This window comes from Vogesella indigofera, assembly GCF_003633895.1.
GTDB lineage: Bacteria > Pseudomonadota > Gammaproteobacteria > Burkholderiales > Chromobacteriaceae > Vogesella > Vogesella indigofera.
The window spans coordinates 217,512-238,492 of sequence record NZ_RBID01000017.1; the positions used below are offsets into that span (position 1 = coordinate 217,512).

Sequence of the window (20,981 nt, forward strand, 5' to 3'; positions counted from 1 at the left end):
AGGGTTGGATGAGTCGTGAAATCTTGTTGCTGGTGGATGCACTGGCAAGTGAAAAGAACGTCAGCCGTGAAGTGGTATTCGGTGCGCTGGAACTGGCCTTGGCCTCGGCGACCAAGAAGAAGTTCAATGAAGATGAGCTGGATATTCGTGTCGAGATCGATCGCCATACCGGTCAGTACCATACTTTCCGTCGCTGGACCGTGGTCGATGCCGAAGCGCTGGAATTCGAAGATCGCGAACTAAGCCTGGAAGAAGCGCGCGAGCGTGATCCTGCCATCGAGCTGCATGGCGTGATCGAAGAGCCGATGGAAGCGGTCGAGTTCGGCCGTATCGGTGCCCAGGCCGCCAAGCAGGTCATCCTGCAGAAAATCCGTGATGCCGAGCGCGAGCAGCTGCTGAACGAATTCCTGCAGCGCCGCGAGAGCATCGTGGTCGGTACCATCAAGCGTATCGAGCGCGGCAATGCCATCGTCGAGTGCGGTCGTCTGGAAGCGGTGCTGCCGCGTGACCAGATGATCCCCAAGGAAAACCTGCGTGTCGGTGACCGCGTCAAGGCCTACCTGATGCGTGTTGACCGCCAGGGCCGTGGCCCGCAGCTGATCCTGTCGCGTACTGCGCGCGAATTCCTGGTTCAGCTGTTCGAGCTGGAAGTGCCGGAAATCGAAGAAGGCACGCTGGAGATCAAGGAAGCCGCACGTGATCCTGGTCTGCGTGCCAAGATGGCGGTGAAATCCAACGACGCACGTCTTGATCCGCAGGGTACCTGCATCGGCATGCGCGGTTCGCGCGTGCAGGCGGTGACCCAGGAACTGGCGGGTGAGCGCATCGACATCGTGCTGTGGTCGCCGGATCCTGCCCAGTTCGTCATCAACGCCTTGTCGCCTGCCGAAGTCAATCGCATCATGATTGACGAAGACAACCACAATATGGACGTGGTGGTGGAGGAAGAGCAGCTGGCACTGGCTATCGGTCGTAGCGGCCAGAACGTGAAGCTGGCTGCCGAACTGACCGGCTGGGGTCTGAACATCCTGACCGTGACCGAGGCGGAAGAAAAGCATCTGGAAGAAGATGCCAAGCTGCGCGAACACTTCATTCAGCATCTTGGTGTCGATGAAGACATGGCCAACCTGCTGGTGCAGGAAGGTTTTGCTACGCTGGAAGAAGTGGCGTATGTGCCAGTGGCGGAAATGCTGGAAATCGAAGGTTTCGACGATGCGTTGGTGAATGAACTGCGCAGCCGGGCCCGCGATGCCATCCTGACCCTGGCCATTGCCTCGGAAGAAAAAGTGGAAGAAGTGGCCGACGAGCTCAAGGATCTGGAAGGTATGGATGCCGAGCTCTTGCGCAAGCTGGCCGAAAACGGCGTGACTAACCGTGACGACCTGGCCGATCTCGCCGTTGACGATCTGGTCGACATGACCGGCATGGAGTCCGAGGCTGCCCGCGCCTTGATTATGAAGGCTCGTGAGCACTGGTTTGACCAGTAAGGCCCGGAACGATTGCTAGAGGAATTAGGAATACGCATGGTTTTGACAAATATTAAGCAGTTTGCCAGTGAGCTTGGCCTTTCTCCTGAAAGGCTCGTTGAGCAGTTGAACAAGGCCGGTGTCGCCAAGCGCGGCCTGGAAGAAACCCTGACCGAGGGTGACAAGAAGCGTTTGCTGGACTTTCTGAAAACCTCGCACGGTGCGCGCGACGGTAACCAGGTGACCTTGACCCGCAAACAGACTTCCGAAGTGCAGAGCGCGACGGGTAGCACGGTGAAGGTGGAAACCCGCAAGAAGCGCGTGTTCGTGCGTCCGGAAGACGAGGCACCGAAGGCGGTTGCTGCGCCAGTGGAAGCGGCGCCGGTAGCGGTTGCCGCACCAGTGGTGGAAGCCAAGCCCGAGCCAGTCGTGGTTGCCGAGCCAGCCAAAGTGGAAGCGGCGAAGCCGGTAGAAGCCAAGCCGGTTGCTGCCAAAGTGGAAAAGCCTGCCGAAAAAGCACCGGAAGCCAAGGTGGAGGCCAAGGTGGAGGCCAAGCCTGCCGCTGCGGAAACTCCGGCAGCGCCAGTGAAACAGCCGACGCTCAGCCGTCCGGCATCGATCCTGTCTGACGCCGAACTGGCCTCCCGCGCAGCGGAAGAAGCTCGTCAGGCCGAATTCCGTGCCCGTCAGCAAGCGCTGATGCGTGAAAAGCAGGAGCGTGAAGCCCGCCGTACCGCCGCCCGTCTGGAAGCCGCAGCGCCGGCGCCGGTCGCCAAGCCGGCACCGGTGGAAGCCAAGCCTGCCGCGCGTACTGAAGACATGCCACGTTCGGCCAAGCCAACCCAGCCGCGCATGCAGCCTGCTGCTGGTAGCCGTGACGGCGCCGCGCCGCGTCCCGACGGTGCCCGTCCGCAAGGCGGTCAGCGTCCTGCAGGTGCCGGTGGTCAGCGTCCGGGTCAGGGTGGTGCAGGCCGTCCTGCCGGTGCGGGTGCCCGTCCGGCACCCGGTGCCGCTCCGTCGCGTCCGGCTGCGCCTGGCGCACCTGCCGCCGCTCCGGCGCCAGCCGGTGATGCCCGTCGCGGTCCGGCGAAAAAAGGTGGTGCCGGTGGTCGTGACTGGAATGACGGCAAAAAAGGCAAAGGTCTGAAAACCCGCGGTGGCGATGCCAGCAATGACTGGAAGAGCCGCAAGGGTGGAAAGCACAAGAACAGCAACAACGCCCACGCCTTCCAGGCGCCAACCGAGCCTATCGTGCACGAAGTGCTGGTGCCGGAGACCATCACCGTTGGTGACCTCGCTCACAAGATGGCGGTGAAGGCTGCCGAAGTGATCAAGGTGCTGATGAAGATGGGCATGATGGTGACCATCAACCAGGTGCTGGACCAGGAAACCGCGCTGATCATCGTGGAAGAAATGGGTCACGTCGGCAAGGCCGCTCAGGCGGACGATCCGGAAGCGTACCTGGACAAGGATGAAGTGGCGGAAGCCGTCGAGGCGCTGCCGCGTCCGCCGGTGGTGACCGTGATGGGTCACGTTGACCACGGTAAGACCTCCTTGCTCGACTACATCCGTCGCGCCAAGGTTGCTTCCGGCGAAGCCGGTGGTATTACCCAGCACATCGGTGCCTACCACGTGGAAACTCCGCGCGGCGTGGTGACCTTCCTCGATACCCCGGGTCACGAAGCGTTTACCGCAATGCGTGCCCGTGGTGCCAAGGCCACCGACATCGTGATTCTGGTGGTGGCTGCCGATGACGGCGTGATGCCGCAGACCATTGAAGCGATTCACCATGCCAAAGCGGCCGGTGTGCCGATCGTGGTGGCGGTGAACAAGATCGACAAGCCTGAGGCCAACGTCGAGCGCCTGCGTCAGGAACTGGTTGCCCACGAAGTGGTGCCGGAAGACTGGGGTGGTGACACCATGTTTGTCGAAGTGTCGGCAAAAACCGGTCAGGGCATCGACTCGCTGCTGGAAAGCATCCTGCTGCAAGCCGAAGTGCTGGAACTGACCTCGCCGGTCAATGCGCCGGCCAAGGGTGTGATCGTCGAAGCGCGTCTGGACAAGGGTCGCGGCCCGGTATCCACGCTGCTGATTCAGTCCGGTACCCTGAAGAAGGGCGACGTGATTCTGGCTGGCACTGCCTTTGGTCGTGTTCGTGCCATGATCGACGAAAACGGCAAGCTGATCGACGAAGCCGGTCCATCGATTCCGGTGGAAATCCTGGGTCTGTCCGACGTGCCTTCCGCTGGTGAAGACGCGATGGTGCTGACCGACGAACGCAAGGCGCGTGAAATTGCGCTGTTCCGTGCCGGCAAGTACCGTGACGTGCGTCTGGCCAAGCAGCAGGCTGCCAAGCTGGAAAACATGTTTGCCCAGATGGCGGAAGGCGAAGTGCAGAGCATGTCGCTGATCATCAAGGCCGATGTGCAGGGTTCTTACGAAGCGCTGGCACACAGCCTGCAGAAACTGTCGACCGACGAAGTGCGCGTCAACATCCTGCACTCCGGCGTGGGCGGCATTTCCGAATCCGACATCAACCTGGCGATTGCGTCCAAGGCCATCGTGGTCGGCTTCAACGCCCGTGCCGATGCCGCTGCGCGCAAGCTGGCGGAGAGCGAAGGCGTCGAGATCCGCTACTACAACATCATTTACGATGTGGTAGACGACGTGAAGGCTGCCATGTCCGGCATGCTGGCACCGGAGAAGAAGGAGCAGATCCTGGGTACCGTCGAGATCCGTCAGGTGATTTCGGTGTCCAAGGTGGGCAACATCGCCGGTTGTATGGTGACCGACGGCATCATCAAGCGTTCGGCCAGCGTGCGCCTCATCCGTCACAACGTGGTGGTGCATACCGGCGAACTCGACTCGCTCAAGCGCTTCAAGGACGACGTCAAGGAAGTGCGTCAGGGTTACGAGTGTGGCCTGATGCTGAAGAACTTCAACGACATCCAGGAAGGCGATCAGCTGGAAGCGTTCGAGATCGTGGAAGTCGCCCGTACTCTGTAAGTGTTAAGCTGCAGGCGAGCGTTGTCCCGGCCACTGGCTGGGCAGCGCTCGCCTTTGTCTTTCTGGAACAGGACACAAGACATGGCAAAAGCCAAAAAAGGTTTCTCCCGCTCGGATCGCATCGCCGAGCAAATCCAGCGCGAGCTGGCCGAACTGATCCGCAAGGGTCTGAAAGACCCGCGCGTCGGCTGGGTCACCATCACCGCGGTGGAAGTGACCCGCGACTACTCCCACGCCAAGGTGTTTTACACGGTGATGGAAGAGGGCAAGCGCGAGATCACCCAGGAAGCGCTGGAGAGTGCCGCCGGTTACCTGCGCAACGGCATCGGCAAGGTGTTGCAGATTTTCACTACGCCGCAGCTGCACTTCATCTATGACGATTCCATCGAGCGTGGCGTGTACATGAGCCGCCTGATCGATGAGGTCAACGGCACGGCGGTGACGGTGGCCCAGGACGCGGACAGCGATGCGGATGAGCCGGTGGCGGACGAAGCCGAAGGCGACGAGCCGATCGACGACGCGGATGACGAGGCTGGCGACAAGGCATGAGTGCACCACGTCGGGTGAAATTGCCGATCAACGGCGTGCTGCTGCTGGACAAGCCTTACGACGTCAGCTCCAACGGAGCCCTGCAAAAGGCGCGCTGGCTGTACAGCGCCGCCAAGGCCGGGCATACCGGCGTGCTCGATCCGCTGGCGACCGGCCTGCTGCCGGTGTGCTTCGGCGAGGCGACCAAGTTTTCGTCCTATCTGCTGGATGCCGACAAGGGCTACCGTGCCACCGTCAAGTTCGGCCAGGTCACCACCACCGGTGACATCGAGGGCGAGGTGGTCATCGAGCGGCCGGTGACGTTTGACCGCGCGGCGCTGGAGCAAACGTTGGCCGCATTCTGCGGCGTGATTACCCAGGTGCCGCCGATGTATTCGGCGCTGAAATTCCAGGGGCGGCCGCTGTACGAGTATGCGCGCGAAGGCATCGAGATCGAGCGTGCCGGGCGCGAGGTCAGCATCCATCGCATCGAGCTGCTGTCGTTTGACGGTGTCGATACCGCGGTGATCGAGGTGCTGTGCAGCAAGGGCACCTATATCCGTACCCTGGCACAGGATGTGGGCGAGCGGCTCGGTTGCGGCGCGCACCTCACCGGCCTGCGCCGTACCACCACCGGCGGTTTCCGCCTGGAAGACGCGCATACGTTGGAAGCCATCGAGGCACTGCCGCGCGAGGCGCGCGACGGCTTGCTGCTGCCGGTCGATATCCTGGTGTTGCATTTCCCCGAACAAACGTTGGCCGCAGAAGACGCACGCCGTTTTTGTCACGGCCAGGCCGTGCGCGGTGCCCAAAACTGTGCGACAATGCAGCGCTTTCGTGTTTACCAAGCGCAGACACGGGAGTTTCTCGGACTGGCGGATGCAAGCGAAGATGGCTTGCTTCAACCGGTACGGGTAATGGTTGCTCCGGCAACCGTCTTGTGAAGTGTGGATGGGTTTCGGCTCGCTACACTTGTCGGGTGGCAACACCCTAAACCGATATCGGAGTTTATTATTATGGCAATGACCGCCGCTCAAAAAGCACAGATCGTTAAAGACTACCAGCGCCAGGAAGGCGACACCGGTTCTACCGAAGTTCAGGTAGCGCTGCTGACCGCTCGTATCAACGATCTGACCCCGCACTTCAAAGCGAACACCAAGGATCATCACAGCCGTCGCGGCCTGCTGAAACTGGTTAGCTCCCGTCGTCGTCTGCTTGACTACCTCAAGCGCACTGACGTCGCTGGCTACCGCGCTCTGATCGCTCGTCTGGGTCTGCGTAAGTAATCGGTTTAAATTCGAAAAAGTCGCAGCCTGTCTGCGACTTTTTCGTTTCTGCAGTATCTTATTGAGTCAACGGGGGGAGCCTCTAGGAATCGGTATCGGTTACGGTGTTGATTGCTAGGGGTTCCCGTTGCAAGTTCTATTCCTTAAATCAAAGGAAACCTCACGTGTTTAATAAAGTTACCAAATCGTTCCAGTACGGTCGCCACACCGTGACCCTGGAAACCGGCGAAGTTGCCCGTCAGGCATCCGGTGCCGTTGTCGTTACTGTTGAAGATACCGTGGTGCTGGTATCGGTTGTCGGCTCCAAGAACGTCAAGCCGGGCCAGGACTTCTTCCCGCTGACCGTGGATTACCTGGAGCGTACCTACGCTGCCGGCAAGATCCCGGGCGGCTTCTTCAAGCGTGAAGGCAAGCAGTCGGAAAAAGAAATCCTGACCTGCCGCCTGATCGACCGTCCGATCCGTCCGCTGTTCCCGGAAGGCTTCTACCACGACGTACAGATCGTGGCCACCGTGATGTCGCTGAACCCGGAAGTGGATTCCGACATCCCGGCGATGATCGGTGCTTCCGCCGCTCTGGCGATCTCCGGCCTGCCGTTCAACGGCCCGATCGGCGCCGCCCGTGTCGGCTACGCCAACGGCGAATACATCCTGAACCCGACCAGCACCGAGCTGCTGACTTCGGAAATGGATCTGGTCGTTGCCGGTACCCAGCGTGCGGTACTGATGGTGGAATCCGAAGCCAAGGAACTGTCCGAAGCGATCATGCTCGGCGGCGTGGTATTCGGCCACGAGCAGCTGCAAGCGGCGATCAACGCCATCAACGAATTCGCTGACGAAGTGAACCCGGTGATGTGGGACTGGACCGCACCGGCCCAGAACGACGAGCTGATCGGCAAGATCCGTGACATCTCCGGCGAAATGATCGCCAACGCCTTCCGCATCCGCCAGAAGGGCGCCCGTTCCGAAGCACTGGGCGCCGCCTGGTCCGCCGTGAAGAGCGCACTGATCAACGAAGACACCGACACCCTGCTGGCCAACGAGATCAAGGGCATCTTCAAGTCGCTGGAAGCCGAAATCGTGCGTGGCCAGATCCTGGCCGGCGAACCGCGTATCGACGGTCGCGACACCCGTACCGTGCGTCCGATCGCCATCCGCACCGGCGTGCTGCCGCGCGTACACGGCTCCGCGCTGTTCACCCGTGGCGAAACCCAGGCCATCGTGACCACCACGCTGGGCACCAAGCGTGACGAGCAGATCATCGACGCGCTGGCCGGTGAATACACCGACCGCTTCATGCTGCACTACAACTTCCCGCCGTACTCCACCGGTGAAGCCGGCCGCATGGGCCCGCCGAAGCGTCGTGAAATCGGTCACGGCCGTCTGGCCAAGCGCGCGCTGGCACAGGTGCTGCCATCGGAAGCCGACTTCGGCTACACCATGCGTATCGTGTCGGAAATCACCGAATCCAACGGCTCCTCGTCGATGGCATCGGTATGCGGCGGCTGCCTGTCGCTGCTGTCCGCCGGTGTGCCGCTGAAGGCGCACGTGGCCGGTATCGCCATGGGCCTGATCCTGGAAGGCAACCGCTTCGCGGTGCTGACCGATATCCTGGGTGACGAAGACCACCTCGGCGACATGGACTTCAAGGTTGCCGGTACCGCTGCCGGTATCACCGCGCTGCAGATGGACATCAAGATCCAGGGCATCACCAAGGACATCATGCAGATCGCGCTGGAGCAGGCCAAGGAAGGCCGTATCCACATCCTCGGTCACATGAAGGAAGCGATCGAAGGCCCGCAAGAGCTGTCGACCCACGCGCCACGCCTGTACGTGATGAAGATCAACCCGGAGAAAATCCGTGAAGTGATCGGCAAGGGTGGCGAAACCATCCGCGCCATCACCAAGGACACCGGCTGCGAGATCAATATCGGCGAAGACGGCACCATCACCATCGCTTCGGTTTCGACCGAGAGCGCGGAAGCGGCCAAGAAGCGCATCGAAGAGATCACTGCCGAAGTGGAAGTGGGCAAGGTCTACGAAGGTCCGGTCGTGAAGATCCTCGACAACAACGTCGGCGCCATCGTTTCGATCATGCCGGGCAAGGATGGTCTGGTGCACATTTCGCAGATCGCCCACGAGCGCATCAAGAACGTGGCCGACTACCTGCAGGAAGGCCAGATCGTGAAAGTGAAAGCGATCGAGATGGACGACCGCGGTCGCGTGCGTCTGTCGATCAAGGCGCTGCTGGACAATCCGGCTGCCGCTCCGGCCAGCGGCGACGCTGCCTTCGGCCTGAAAACCGGCGCCTAAGCCCGTACCCTGACGCCAGTATCAACCGCCTGTCCGGCTTGCCGGGCAGGCGGTTTTTTATTTGCGGCCAACCTTTACGGTTGGCTGAGGTGTCAGCTGGTGCCGGTCGCCGCCGAGCGGCGCTTGCCCGGCCGCGGCTGGTAGTCGGCGAGGCTCGGCACCTGCCACAGATACCAGGTCGCGACGCTGCGGTAGGGGCTGCAGGCGGCGGTGGCGGCCTGCAGCTCGCGCCGGCCGGGCAGCGCCGGCAATGCTTTCAGGAAGCGGTAGCCCTCGCGCACGCCGAAGTCATCGACGGGCAGGATGTCCGGCCGTGCCAGGGTGTAGAGCAGCAGCATTTCCACCGTCCAGCGGCCGATGCCCGGCAGCGTCACCAGCCTTTCGATCAGCGCGTCGTCGGATAGCTGCGCCGCCTCCCGCCGCGACGGCACGCGGCCGTCCAGTGTGGCGGCGGCGATGACGTGGATGGTGGCGGCCTTGCGTCCGGAAAAGCCGCAGCCACGCAATTTCCCGGTGTCCAGCGCCAGCAGTTGTGCCGGCGTCGGGAACGCTGGCTGCGGCTGACCGGCCAGCAGCCGCGCCAGCATGGCATCGCCGGCGCGCACGTGCAGTTGCTGGTAGGCGACGGCGCGCACCAGCGCCTCGTACGGCTCGCGCGCCGGCTTGGGCTGCAGCCGGCAGTGGCCGACCTCGGCCACCAGCTGCGCCCAGTCGGCGTCGATGGCGGCCAGATGCCGGCTGGCGGCGTGGTAGGAGTCATGCGGCAGGGTAGACATGGGCGGCAGGGTGGCGGATGGCAGACAGGGCACGCTAACCCTGCGCCGTGGCGGCCGCATCCTGTTTCTTGCGCCGGCCTGTTGCAATGGCGGTCACTGTCGCAAAATAGGCGAATTCGACAGCAAGCGGCGGGGTGCCGGGCGCCGCCGCGTTGGCTACAGTAGGCTCATACGGTGGCTGACGAGTACAAAAGGACATGACCATGACCGCGACAGCAAAACGCCGCGCCCTGGCGGCGGCAACGGAGGGCGATCCGCGCTGGGCGGCGGTGCTGGCACGCGATGCGCGCGCCGACGGCCGCTTCTATTACTCGGTGCAGAGCACCGGCGTCTACTGCCGGCCGTCGTGTGCGGCGCGGCAGGCGCGGCCGGAGAATGTGCGTTTTCACGCCAGCTGCGCCGATGCCGAACGCGCCGGCTTCCGCCCCTGCCAACGCTGCAAGCCGGACCAGCCGCCGCTGGCGCAGCAGCACGCGCAGAAGGTCACCGCCGCCTGCCGCCTGATCGACAGCGCGGACACGCTGCCGGACCTGGCAACGTTGGCCGCAGCGGTCGGCCTCAGCCGCTATCACTTCCACCGCCTGTTCAAGCAGCACACCGGGCTGACACCGAAGGCCTACGCCGCCGCGCGCCGCGCCGAGCGCGTGCGCAACGAGCTGCAGCAGCACGACACGGTGACGGCGGCGATCTTCGATGCCGGTTTCAATGCCAACAGCCGCTTCTACGCGCAGGCCGACGCGGTGCTGGGCATGACGCCCGGCGACTACCGCGCCGGTGGTGCGCGCACGGTGATCCGCTTCGCCATCGGCCAGTGCACGCTGGGCGCGATCCTGGTGGCGCAGAGCGAGCGCGGCGTGTGCGCGATTTCGCTGGGCGACGACGCCGAGGCGCTGCTGCACGAGCTGCAGGACCGCTTCCCGCGCGCGGAGCTGATCGGTGGTGACGCCGACTTCGAGCAGCTGGTGGCGACGGTGGTCGGCTTTGTCGAGGCGCCGGCGCTGGGGCTGGACTTGCCGCTGGACGTGCGCGGCACCGCCTTTCAGCAGCGGGTGTGGCAGGCATTGCGCGAGATTCCGCCCGGCGAGACCGCCAGTTATCGCGACATCGCCCGGCGCATCGGCGCGCCGCAGGCAGTGCGCGCGGTGGCCGGTGCCTGTGCGGCCAACGTGCTGGCGGTGGCGATTCCCTGCCATCGCGTGGTGCGCACCGACGGCAGCCTGTCCGGCTACCGCTGGGGCGTGGCGCGCAAGCAGGCGCTGCTGGCGCGCGAGGCCAAGCCGTGAGCGCGGGCGCTTGTGGCGCGGCGATGGCCGCTGCGTTCAAACCAGGGCGCGGGCGATGACCATCGACCTGTTTGCCGATCAGCCGCCACAGTGGCAGGAGTCGCTCGGGGACGGCGCGCTGGTGCTGCGCGGTTTTGCACTGCCGTACGCGGCGGCGCTGCTGCAGGCCTTGCCGCCGCTGCTGGCGCAGGCGCCGTTGCGCCACATGCTCACCCCCGGCGGCCAGCCGATGTCGGTGGCGATGAGCAGCTGCGGCGACTACGGCTGGGTCAGCGATCGCCGCGGCTACCGCTACGCGGCGCAGGACCCGGCCAGCGGCGTGTCGTGGCCACCGCTGCCGGCGGACTGGTTGCAACTGGCCGCCAGTGCGGCGGCGGCGGCCGGTTTTGCCGGCTTTGCGCCGGATGCCTGCCTGATCAACTGCTACCAGCCGGGTGCGCGCATGGCGCTGCATCAGGACCGCGACGAGCGCGATTTCAGCCAGCCCATCGTGTCGGTGTCGCTGGGCCTGCCGGTGGTGTTCCTGTTTGGCGGCCTGCAGCGCAGCGAACGCGCGCAACGGGTGCCGCTGGCGCACGGCGACGTGGTGGTGTGGGGCGGGCCGGCGCGGCTGCGCTACCACGGCGTGCTGCCGCTGCAGCCGGGCAGCCATCCGCTGCTGGGGGCGCAGCGCATCAATCTCACCTTCCGCAAGGCGCGCTAGCGGCGGGCCTTGACCCGGCCGTGCCCGGTCGTGCGGCTGGCGTTGCCGCTACCGTTCAGCACCCGTTGCGGTAACAACGCCGCACCCCACAGGCTGGGGCGCGGTGTTGGTTTTTATTGCCTGACCGGCATCACCGCCACGGCCGGGCGGTGCGGGTAAGCGCGACAAGGTTGGCCGCAGCGTTGCGGCCAACCTTGCGGCTTACTCGATGGCCGAGTTGGCGCGCGTCTGCTGTCGCAGCAGGAATTTCTGGATCTTGCCGGTGGAGGTGCGCGCAATCGGGCCGAAGATGATGCGCTTGGGCACCTTGAAGCGGGCGAGGTGGGCGCGGCAATGTTCGATCACCGCCGCCTCGTCGCCGCTGACGCCTTCGCGCAGCTCGATGAAGGCGCACGGCACCTCGCCCCATTTCGGGTCCGGCAGCGCCACCACCGCCGCCGCGATCACGTCCGGGAAGCGGCACAGCACGTCTTCCACTTCCAGTGACGAGATGTTCTCGCCGCCGGAGATGATCACGTCCTTGGAGCGGTCCTTGATCTTGACGTAGCCGTCGGGCTGGATCACCGCCAGGTCGCCGGTATGGAACCAGTCGCCGGCCAGCGCCTCGGCGGTGGCCGCCTCGTTCTTCAGGTAGCCCTTCATCACCAGGTTGCCGCGGAACATGATCTCGCCCATGGTCTCGCCGTCGTGTGGCACTTCCTGCATCGTCTCCGGATCCAGCACCGTCATGCCGTGCTGCATGGTGTAGCGCACGCCCTGGCGGCCGTTGCGCTCGGTGCGGCTGGACAGGTCCAGCGCCTGCCACGCCGGCTGCTTGGCGCAGACCGCGGCCGGACCGTAGGTCTCGGTGAGGCCGTAGACGTGGGTGATGTTGAAGCCGAGCTTCTCCATGCCCTCGATCACCGCCGACGGTGGCGCGGCGCCGGCCACCAGGCAGCTGACCGGGTGGTCGATGCCCTGTTTGCACTCGGCCGGCGCGTTGATCAGCATGGTGTGCACGATGGGCGCGCCGCAGTAGTGGCTGACCTTGTGCTGCTTGATCAGCTCGAAAATCAGTCGCGGGTCGACACGGCGCAGGCAGACGTTGGTGCCAACGTTGGCCGCAACCGTCCACGGGAAGCACCAGCCGTTGCAGTGGAACATCGGCAGCGTCCACAGGTAGATGGCGTGGTGCGGCATGCCCCAGTCGACGATGTTGCTGATGGCGTTGAGGTAGGCACCGCGATGGTGGTAGACCACACCCTTGGGGTTGCCGGTGGTGCCGGAGGTGTAGTTCAGCGCGATGGGGTCCCATTCGTCGGCCGGCAGCTGCCAGGCGAACTCCGGGTCGCCGCCGGCGAGAAAGTCCTCGTACTCCATCTGCCCCAGGCGCTCGCCGGGGCCGTCGTATTCCGCGTCGTCGACATCGATCACCAGCGGCGGCGTTTCCAGCAGCGCCAGCGCCGGCGCGATGGTGAAGCTGAACTCGCGGTCGGTGATCAGCACCCGCGCCTCGCCGTGCTGCAGCATGAAGGCAATCGCCTCCGGGTCCAGCCGGGTGTTGAGGGTGTTCAGTACCGCACCGGACATCGGCACGCCGAAGTGGCACTCCACCATCGCCGGGATGTTGGGCAGCATCACCGCCACGGTGTCGCCGGCGGTGACGCCGTGGCGTTGCAGCGCCGAGGCCAGACGTCGGCTGCGGGTGTAGGTGTCGCGCCAGTTGCGCTGCAGGCTGCCGTGGATCACGGCGATGTGTTCGGGGTAGACGCTGGCGGCGCGCTCGATGAAACCCAGCGGCGACAGCGCGGTGAAATTGGCGGCGGTCTTGCAAAGACCGGTCTGGTAGGGCTTGCGTGCTTGTGACATCCGGCTCTCCTGTGGTGCTGCTTTGTGTCGTGCCGTCCGGCCCGGCTCGGGGCAGGGCGGCGCCAACTGTTATCTGGACGATGGTTGCGGCAAAACCTTGCGCAACTTTGTGTCAAATGTAACGAATCGTTGCCACAGGGCATTTTGTGGTGCCGCTGCTCTAAAATGGGGTTTTTACTCGCTATGCCAGTGTTTTCTGGCCAAGGAGCGTCGTGATGATGCAACACCCGCCGCCAGAGGCCGCGCCCGGCGCCATGCTGCTGTCCGGGCTGGACCTGCTGGACCAGGGCGTCACCGTGTTCGATGCCGAGCTGAAGCTGGTGGCCTGCAACCAGCGCTTCCTGACGCTGCTGGATTTCCCGCCGCAGCTGGCGGCGGTGGGCACGCCGTTCGAAGCCTATATCCGTTATAACGCCTGCCGCGGCGAATACGGCCCCGGCAATGCGGAGTTGCAGGTGGCGGAGCGGGTGGTGCGCGCGCAGCGCTTCGAGCGCCATGACCTTGAGCGCCTGCGTCCGGACGGCTCGGTGCTGCGCGTGCGCGGCGAGCCGTTGCCACAGGGCGGATTCATCGCGCTGTACACCGACCAGACCGAACAGCAGGCCTACGCGCGGCTGCTGCAGCAGCAGAAGCAGGATCTGGAAGGTCACGTCGGGCAGCGCACCGCCGAGCTGGAGCAGGCGCGGCACCAGCTGCGTGCCGCGCAGGCGGCCAACGTGCAGCTCGGTGCCGACTTGCAGCGCAGCGAACAGCGGCTGCGGCTGATCACCGACACCATCCCGGCGCTGATCGCCTATTTCGACCACGGCCAGATCTACCGTTACGCCAACAAGGGCTACGCCGACTGGTTCGGCCGCGACAGCGCGCAGATGAGCGGGCGCCACATCTCGCAGGCGCTGGGCAGCAAGTTCTACGCCGCGGTGCAGCGCTACGTCGAAGCGGCGCTGACCGGCAAGCAGCTCAGCTACGAATACTCGATGGAAAAGGACGACGGCAGCACCATCTTCGCGCGCAGCACGCTGGTGCCGGAGATCGCCGCCGACGGCGAGGTGCTGGGCTGCTTCGTGCTGTCCTTCGACATCACCGAGCAGAAACAGACCCAGGCGGCGCTGGTGCAGGCGCAGAAGATGGAAGCCATCGGCCAGCTGTCCGGCGGCATGGCGCACGACTTCAACAACATGCTGACCGTGGTGCTGGGCAATCTCGGCGAATTGCGCCGCCATCTGCAGCAGCAGCCGGCGTTGCTGGACTATCTCGATCCGGCGCTCCACGCCGCCGGGCGCGGCGTGGAGCTGGTGCGGCGGCTGCTGGGTTTTGCCCGCCAGCAGCCGCTGCTGGCGCAGCCGGTACGCATCGGCGAGCTGATCCGCGGCATGATGCAGCTGCTGCAGCGCTCGCTGCCGGAAAACATCGTGCTGGATTGCCAGCTGGCGGCGGAGCTCGACTACGTGATGGCCGACGCGAACCAGCTGGAAAGCGCCATCCTCAACCTGGTGCTGAACGCGCGCGACGCGATGCCGGACGGCGGCAGGCTGCAGATTGCGGCCAACGTCGAGACGCTGGATGCGCGTGCCGCTGCCGAGTGGCAGCTGGCCGCCGGCGACTATATCCGCATCGACGTGACGGACAATGGCTGCGGCATGGCGCCGGCGCTGCAGCTGCGCGTGTTCGAGCCGTTCTTCACCACCAAGCAGTTCGGCAGCGGCAGCGGCCTCGGGCTCGCGATGGTGTACGGCTTTGCGCGTCAGTCCGGCGGCCAGGTCAGCGTCAGCAGTCAGCTGGGGCGCGGCAGCGTGTTCAGCCTGCGCCTGCCGCGCACCACGCCGACGGCGCAGCCGCACGGCCTGCTCGATTTCAGTGGCAAGGCCGGTGGCCGTGAGCGGCCGCTGGTGCTGTTGGTGGAGGATGATCCGGAAGTGCGGCGCGTGGTGCAGCGGCAGCTGAGTGCGCTCGGCTACCCGGTGGTGGAGGCGGAAAACGGCGATGAGGCGGCGACGCTGCTGGCCAGCATCGCCGATATCGGCCTGCTGCTGAGCGACATCGTGATGCCGGGGCAGCTCGGCGGCCGCCAGCTGGCGGCGCTGGCGCGGCAGCAACGGCCGGCGATCCGCATCCTGCTGATGAGCGGCTACGCCGCGCCGCCGGAAGCGGAGGACGACAGCACCCGCGACATTCCGCTGCTGGCCAAACCCTTTACCGAGGCCCAGCTGGCCCGGATGCTCGACGAGGTGATGCTGTGTCCCAGAACGAACTGACGGCGGCGGTGCCGGCCGAAAAACTGATCTACGTGGTGGAAGACGATCTGGCCGTGGCGCGGCTGATCAGCGGCGTGCTGGCGGAGTACCAGTTCCGTCACGAAACCTTCCGCGCCGGCCACGCCTTCCTGCAACGGCTGCGGCAGCAGGCGCCGGACCTGTGCATCGTCGACCTCGGCCTGCCGGACATGGACGGCATGGCGCTGGTGCGACAGATCCGCGAGCGCCATCGCTGCGGCGTGATCATCCTCACCGGCCGCGGCCATGTCGGCGACCGGGTGATGGGGCTGGAAAGCGGCGCCGACGACTACATCATGAAACCGTTCGAACCGCGCGAGCTGGTGGCGCGGGTGCGCAGCATCCTGCGCCGCTGCGAGGCGCCGGGCGAGATCGGCGATGCGGCGCGGCAACGGGTGGCGCATTTTTCCGGCTGGCGCTTCGACGTGGCGCGGCTGTCGCTGTACGCGCCGGACGGCGGCGAGCGCCCGCTCAGCGCCGGCGAGGGGCTGATGCTGCTGCGCTTCCTGGAGCGGCCCAACCGCGTGCTGCCGCGCGAGCAGCTACTGGGGCAGCACGACATCTCGCCGTTCGACCGCAGCATCGACGTGCGCATCTCGCGGCTGCGGCGCAAGCTGGAAGACGACTCCTACAATCCGCGCCTGATCAAGACCGTGTACGGCGCCGGCTACCTGTTCGTCAGCAGCGTGGTGTGGGAATAGCGCGTTCGCGCGTTGCGGAACAAGGCTGCGGCCAACCTTGTGCTCAAGGTTGGCCGCAGCGTTTTGACATTTGCCCTTACACCGGCAGTTCGCAGCCGCTGCGGGCGCTGTCCAGCCCCAGCTCGATCAGCTGCATCACCGCAATCGCGTCGTCCGCCGGCACCGGGTTGGCGCCTTCGCCGCGGATTGCTGCCGCCACCGCACTGTAGTAGTGGCGGTAGTCGCCGTTCAGGGTGGGCACCACGTCGCCGTGCTCCTCGCCATCCTGCTGCCAGTAGTGCAGGCCGTGCAGCGTGTCCTCGCCCCAGCCGGCGCAGCCCGGCGCCTCGCCGCGTTTCAGCGCCGCTTCCTGGGTGTCCAGCCCGTATTTCACGTAGCTGCCCAGCGTGCCGTGCACCGCGAAGCGCGGTACGCCGCCGCTGATCAGGCTGCTGGCCGACAGCCGCACCCGCAGCCGGCCGTAGTGCAGCTGCACGTGGAAGTAGTCGGTGGCGACGGCACCGCAGCGCTGCGCGGCGAAGTCGGCGTGGATGGTGCGCGGCCGGCCGAACAGTTGCAGTGTCTGGTCCAGCAGGTGCGGGCCGAGGTCGAACCACAGCCCGCCGCCGCCGCCGGCGGATTCGCGCCAGCGCGCCTGCACCTGCGGCCGGTAGCGCTCGAAGCGCGACTCGAACAGCGCGATGTCGCCCAGCGTGCCGTCCTGCAGCAGCTGGTGCACGGTGAGGAAGTCGGCATCCCAGCGCCGGTTGTGAAACGCCGACAACAGGCAGCGGTGCACGCCGGCCATCACCTGCAGCTCCTGCGCCTCGGCCGCGGTCAGCGTGAACGGCTTGTCGACCACCACGTGCTTGCCGGCGGCCAGTGCCGCCGCGGCCAACGGGAAGTGGCTGTCGTTGGGGCTGGCGATCACCACCAGGTCGATGTCCGGATCGGCCAGCACCAGCGCCACGTCACTGAGTACGCGGCTGCCGGGGTGCTCGTGCAGCAGCTGTTCACCCTTGCTGCTGACGATGGTGTGCAGGCACAGCTGCGGGCAGGCGTGCAGCAGCGGGGCGTGGATGGTACGACCGGCGTAGCCATAGCCGATCAGGGCGACGTTCAGGGGCATGCTCATGGTGGGTCTTCCGGTGGGTCTCTGCTTTCAGCCTAGTCCAAGCGTGGCGGGCGGCTGGATTCATTGCGTGGCCGGTGGCGCTTTAATGGCCTGGCATGAGGGGACGGGACGGGGGCAAGAAAAAGGCCCCGTGTCGTGGTGACACGGGGCCGCTGGCCTTACTGGGCGGCCGAGGCGGCCGGCGGTGCGTCTTCCTCGGCGGCTTCCTCCCACGGCAGGGCAACACGGGTGCTGTTGACCAGTAGCGTGCCGTTCTTGAAGTCGATCTTGGTGGCCAGCTGGCCATTCTGCTGCGAGATCAGCTTCTGGCTTTCCCATTCGCTGAGCTGGGCGTCGAGCAGGCTCTTGGCCAAGTTGTCGATTTCGCCGAGATCCGGTTGCTCTTCGGCGCTGGCGTCGACGGTGAACAGGTTGCGCGCCTGCGCCACCACCATGTTTTCCAGCGTCTGGCGCGGCAGCTCGATGTTGAGCAGCGCGATGAAGCGCTTGATGAATTCCAGCGGCGTCTTCAGGTCGCTTTCTTGCAGCCCCTGCAGCGCGATCTGGCCGTCAAGCTTGGCCTCGCCGGTCGGCATGCGCAGCGAGAAGGTGTTGATCATGATCTTCGGATCGTTGATCAGCAGCGGCAGGCCCTGCTTGGTGATCGCCTCGATGTAGCGCTTGCGCAGCTGCGTCGGGTCCTTTTCCTCGAACGGGATGCGGGTGAAGGCCTGGTCCAGCTTCACCAGCGTCGGGCCGTGCAGGTGGTTGGCGGAGATGTCCAGCTTCAGCGGCCCGTACACGCTGTCGTTGTAGCTGAAGGTGTCGAAATCCAGCTTGCCGCGGGTATTGATGAATTCTTCCTGCTCGCTGGTGACGATCTGGTACTTCAGGTTTTTCAGCTCGACATTCGACGGGCGGAATTCGCCGCTCGGGTTGATGAACTCGCCGACGCGCACACGGCTGACCAGGTGGATCAGCTCGTTGAGCTTGATGCTGTACGGAATGCTCTCGTTCCACTTCAGGCTGACATTGGCCACCGACAGCTCGCCGGTGCCGAGCTTGACGCCGGTGTTGCCGGGGCGCACGTCGGACAGGTAGCGGATGTTGTCGAAGCTGAAGCGGCCCTTGGGGCCGGCTTCCAGTACGAAACCGGGCGATACCGATTCGGCCTGGTATTCCTTGTAGCCGTCGGCGTAGTTCAGGCGCAGGTCGAAACCGCGCCAGGTCATCTTCACGCCGGCGAGGGTCTCCTCGTAGTCGAATTGCGGCACCGCCACGCTCAGTTCGCCACCGCCGGCAAGGCCGAGGCGGTTGACCACGGTGATCGGCTCGGCGTCGCCAAAGAAGCGCTGCAGCGTCTTGCGCGTGCCCTCGCTCATGTCGAAGGTGGTCTCGACACGGGCACGGCCGGGGCTGAAGTGGCCGCTGAGCAGGCCCGGCAGCGGGCCGTGCGCCACGTCGTGGTGGTAGCGGATGGTGCCCTGGAACAGCGGGCGCACGTTTTCCGGCAGCAGGCCGATGTAGGGGCCGAGCAGTTCCTGGTTGAACTCCAGCTCGGTGGTTTCCTGCGACGAGAACCAGCCGCGCTGATACTGGTGCGACTTGACCTTGAACACCGACATCGCCGCAATCATCTGGTGTTGCTCTGCCAGCGTCTCCTCGGCCTTGATGCCGGCCCAGTAGGAAAAAGCGCCATAGAAAGCAAAAGTGCCGGCGACAGCGGCGGCGGTGAGTTTGATAGCGTGCTTGTTGACGTTCACGATCCGGCCTGAGTGACGAAATGACTGCGTATCTTACAATAGCCGCGCCGGTGTGACGAATCGGTACGCTGGCGACTGTCGATTCTTTTGCCGTTTACGCCGGCGAATTGTGTAAAATGCCGCGTTATCTCTATTAAAACCAAGAGGTTTGACTACGAATGGAATGGCTTAACGGTCTGATCGACCTGCCCTGGTGGGGTTATATCGTGGTGGCATTGGTCCTGACCCACATCACCATCGCGTCGGTGACCATCTTCCTGCATCGTCATCAAGCGCACCGCGCACTGGATCTGCACCCGATTCCTAGCCACTTTTTCCGTTTCTGGCTGTGGCTGACGACCGGCCAGGTCACCAAGGAATGGGCGGCGATTCACCGCAAGCACCATGCGCGCTGCGAAACGGCGGAAGATCCGCACAGCCCGCAAGTGCTGGGCATCAAGAAAGTCATGTGGGAAGGCGCCGAACTGTACCGCGCTGCCTGCAAGGACCGCAGCATCATGGAAAAATTCGGCCACGGCACGCCTGACGACTGGCTGGAACACAATCTGTACACCAAGCACACCGGCAAGGGCATCCTGCTGATGCTGGCCATCGACGTGCTGCTGTTCGGTGCCGCCGGCCTGTCGATCTGGGCGGTGCAGATGGCATGGATTCCGTTCTTCGCCGCCGGCGTGATCAACGGTATCGGCCACTTCTGGGGCTATCGCAACTTCGAGAACGAAGACGCCTCCACCAACGTGCTGCCGTGGGGCATCCTGATCGGTGGTGAAGAGCTGCACAACAACCATCACACCTTCGGTACCTCGGCCAAGCTGTCGTACAAGTGGTTCGAGTTCGATATCGGCTGGATGTACATCCGCATGCTGGAGATCGCCGGCCTCGCGAAGGTGCGCAAGGTGGCGCCGCGGCTGGTGGAAGAGCAGCGTACCCAGCAGCTGGATCTGGAGCACCTGCAGGCAATCATCGCCAACCGCTACGCGGTGGCGGCGCGCTATGCCCGCGAGCTGAAGGACGTGTACCGCGTCGAGGTGGAAAAGCTGCACCTGCCGGAGCTGAAGGCGCCGCAGCTGGTGCGCAAGATGAAGGTCTGGCTGAAGCAGGACGCCAAGGACACCCCGGCGCAAGAACGCGAACAGCTGGCGGTGGTACTGGAAAAGAGCCAGGTGCTGCACACCGTGTACTCGATGCGCCAGGAACTGTCGCGCCTGTGGGAGCGTTCGTCGCTGACCCGTGACGAGCTGCTGAAGGAACTGCAGGACTGGTGCGCCCGCGCCGAAGCCAGCGGTATCGAATCGCTGCAGCGTTTCTCGCAGAGCCTGCGCCGCGCCTCGGTGGCCTGATCACCGCTGTTGTCTGAATCCAGCGCCGGAGCGAGTCTCCGGCGTTTTGTTTGGTGCCGCTGGTCGGCACCCGTGCCCACCATCCATTTATTCGGGAGTCGCAATGAGTCTGTATCGCCACAAACCAGGCAAGCGCATGTCGGAAGCCGTGGTCGTCAACGGCCTGATCTACACCGTACAGGTACCGGAAAGCGGCGAGGGTGATGCCCGCGCGCAGACCGCCGAGACCCTGGGCCTGATCGACACCGTACTGGCCGAGCTGGACAGCGACAAGAGCAAGATCGTGGAAGCCACCATTTTCCTGACCGACCTCACCGATTTCGATGCCATGAACGAGGCGTGGGACGCCTGGGTGGCGGAGGGCAATGCCCCGGTGCGCTGCACGGTACAGGCGAAACTGGCCCACCCCGACTGGAAGATCGAGATCCGCATCGTCGCCAGCCGTTAAGCTTGGCGTGCGCCGGCCGTTTGGCCGCCGCGCAAAAAGGCCGCCAGCACCCTCACCGGTGCTGGCGGCCTTTTGCATGCCATATGGCCGGCCTTTTTCCGTATCCGCGCGCAAGGATGCGGGGCTTGAGTGGGGGCAAGGTTGGCCGCAACGCA

The 20,981-nt window shown here is 64.7% G+C and carries 16 protein-coding genes; 12 read left to right on the forward strand and 4 right to left on the reverse strand.

Features of this window, described 5'->3' with window-relative positions:
• The first annotated feature begins 8 nt into the window (after nucleotides 1–8).
• From nusA to pnp, 6 genes are all read left to right on the forward strand, one after another.
• The gene (nusA, locus tag C8E02_RS14280) at nucleotides 9–1,487 is read left to right on the forward strand and encodes a transcription termination factor NusA (protein WP_047967059.1); all 1,479 of its coding nucleotides are present in this window, start codon (nucleotides 9–11) and stop codon (nucleotides 1,485–1,487) included.
• A gap of 36 nt (nucleotides 1,488–1,523) precedes the next feature.
• Nucleotides 1,524–4,472 (forward strand): translation initiation factor IF-2, encoded by a 2,949-nt coding sequence (gene infB / locus C8E02_RS14285; protein WP_120811763.1) that lies wholly within the window; start codon nucleotides 1,524–1,526, stop codon nucleotides 4,470–4,472.
• An 81-nt stretch (nucleotides 4,473–4,553) separates the two neighbouring features.
• Nucleotides 4,554–5,021, forward strand: coding sequence for a 30S ribosome-binding factor RbfA (gene rbfA, locus C8E02_RS14290; protein ID WP_245961165.1), 468 nt, complete (start codon nucleotides 4,554–4,556; stop codon nucleotides 5,019–5,021).
• Nucleotides 5,018–5,944, forward strand: a complete 927-nt coding sequence (gene truB, locus C8E02_RS14295; protein WP_120811766.1) for a tRNA pseudouridine(55) synthase TruB — start codon at nucleotides 5,018–5,020, stop codon at nucleotides 5,942–5,944. Before rbfA ends, truB begins: the two co-directional genes overlap by 4 nt.
• Nucleotides 5,945–6,016: 72 nt before the next feature.
• Nucleotides 6,017–6,286: a 30S ribosomal protein S15 gene (rpsO, locus tag C8E02_RS14300; RefSeq protein ID WP_047967077.1), complete on the forward strand. Its 270-nt coding sequence runs from the start codon at nucleotides 6,017–6,019 to the stop codon at nucleotides 6,284–6,286.
• Nucleotides 6,287–6,450: 164 nt separating this feature from the next.
• Nucleotides 6,451–8,598 (forward strand): polyribonucleotide nucleotidyltransferase, encoded by a 2,148-nt coding sequence (gene pnp / locus C8E02_RS14305; RefSeq protein ID WP_120811769.1) that lies wholly within the window; start codon nucleotides 6,451–6,453, stop codon nucleotides 8,596–8,598.
• A 92-nt stretch (nucleotides 8,599–8,690) separates the two neighbouring features.
• Here the strand turns inward: pnp and C8E02_RS14310 are convergent, their stop codons facing one another.
• Nucleotides 8,691–9,374 carry a DNA-3-methyladenine glycosylase family protein gene (locus tag C8E02_RS14310; protein WP_120811772.1) on the reverse strand — a complete coding sequence of 228 codons (684 nt, stop codon included), beginning with the start codon at nucleotides 9,372–9,374 and terminating at the stop codon, nucleotides 8,691–8,693.
• 203 nt (nucleotides 9,375–9,577) lie between these two features.
• On the opposite strand from C8E02_RS14310, the gene ada reads away from it, so the two are divergent.
• Entirely contained in the window at nucleotides 9,578–10,657 is a 1,080-nt protein-coding gene (gene ada / locus C8E02_RS14315; RefSeq protein WP_120811925.1) for a bifunctional DNA-binding transcriptional regulator/O6-methylguanine-DNA methyltransferase Ada, read from the forward strand.
• A 55-nt stretch (nucleotides 10,658–10,712) separates the two neighbouring features.
• On the forward strand, nucleotides 10,713–11,360 hold the full coding sequence (gene alkB / locus C8E02_RS14320; protein ID WP_120811774.1) for a DNA oxidative demethylase AlkB: 648 nt from the start codon (nucleotides 10,713–10,715) through the stop codon (nucleotides 11,358–11,360).
• A 201-nt stretch (nucleotides 11,361–11,561) separates the two neighbouring features.
• On the opposite strand, the gene C8E02_RS14325 is transcribed toward alkB, so the two are convergent.
• Nucleotides 11,562–13,208, reverse strand: a complete 1,647-nt coding sequence (locus tag C8E02_RS14325) for an acyl-CoA synthetase (RefSeq protein WP_120811777.1) — start codon at nucleotides 13,206–13,208, stop codon at nucleotides 11,562–11,564.
• Between the two features lie 215 nt (nucleotides 13,209–13,423).
• On the opposite strand from C8E02_RS14325, the gene C8E02_RS14330 reads away from it, so the two are divergent.
• A complete protein-coding gene (locus tag C8E02_RS14330) occupies nucleotides 13,424–15,463 on the forward strand; it encodes a PAS-domain containing protein (RefSeq protein WP_120811778.1) in 2,040 nt (679 codons plus the stop codon).
• Nucleotides 15,445–16,182: a response regulator transcription factor gene (locus tag C8E02_RS14335; RefSeq protein WP_120811781.1), complete on the forward strand. Its 738-nt coding sequence runs from the start codon at nucleotides 15,445–15,447 to the stop codon at nucleotides 16,180–16,182. The genes C8E02_RS14330 and C8E02_RS14335 overlap by 19 nt, the downstream gene beginning before the upstream one ends.
• Before the next feature lie 76 nt (nucleotides 16,183–16,258).
• On the opposite strand, the gene C8E02_RS14340 is transcribed toward C8E02_RS14335, so the two are convergent.
• Together C8E02_RS14340 and C8E02_RS14345 are read right to left on the reverse strand one after the other, a co-directional pair.
• Entirely contained in the window at nucleotides 16,259–17,296 is a 1,038-nt protein-coding gene (locus C8E02_RS14340) for an oxidoreductase (protein WP_120811783.1), read from the reverse strand.
• 158 nt (nucleotides 17,297–17,454) lie between these two features.
• Nucleotides 17,455–19,038, reverse strand: a complete 1,584-nt coding sequence (locus tag C8E02_RS14345; protein WP_047967049.1) for a YdgA family protein — start codon at nucleotides 19,036–19,038, stop codon at nucleotides 17,455–17,457.
• Between the two features lie 158 nt (nucleotides 19,039–19,196).
• Here C8E02_RS14345 and C8E02_RS14350 point away from each other — a divergent pair, with 158 nt between their 5' ends.
• Both C8E02_RS14350 and C8E02_RS14355 read left to right on the forward strand, forming a co-directional pair.
• Nucleotides 19,197–20,378, forward strand: a complete 1,182-nt coding sequence (locus C8E02_RS14350; protein ID WP_120811786.1) for a DesA family fatty acid desaturase — start codon at nucleotides 19,197–19,199, stop codon at nucleotides 20,376–20,378.
• Nucleotides 20,379–20,481: 103 nt separating this feature from the next.
• Nucleotides 20,482–20,826 (forward strand): RidA family protein, encoded by a 345-nt coding sequence (locus C8E02_RS14355; RefSeq protein WP_120811789.1) that lies wholly within the window; start codon nucleotides 20,482–20,484, stop codon nucleotides 20,824–20,826.
• Nucleotides 20,827–20,981 lie beyond the last annotated feature (155 nt).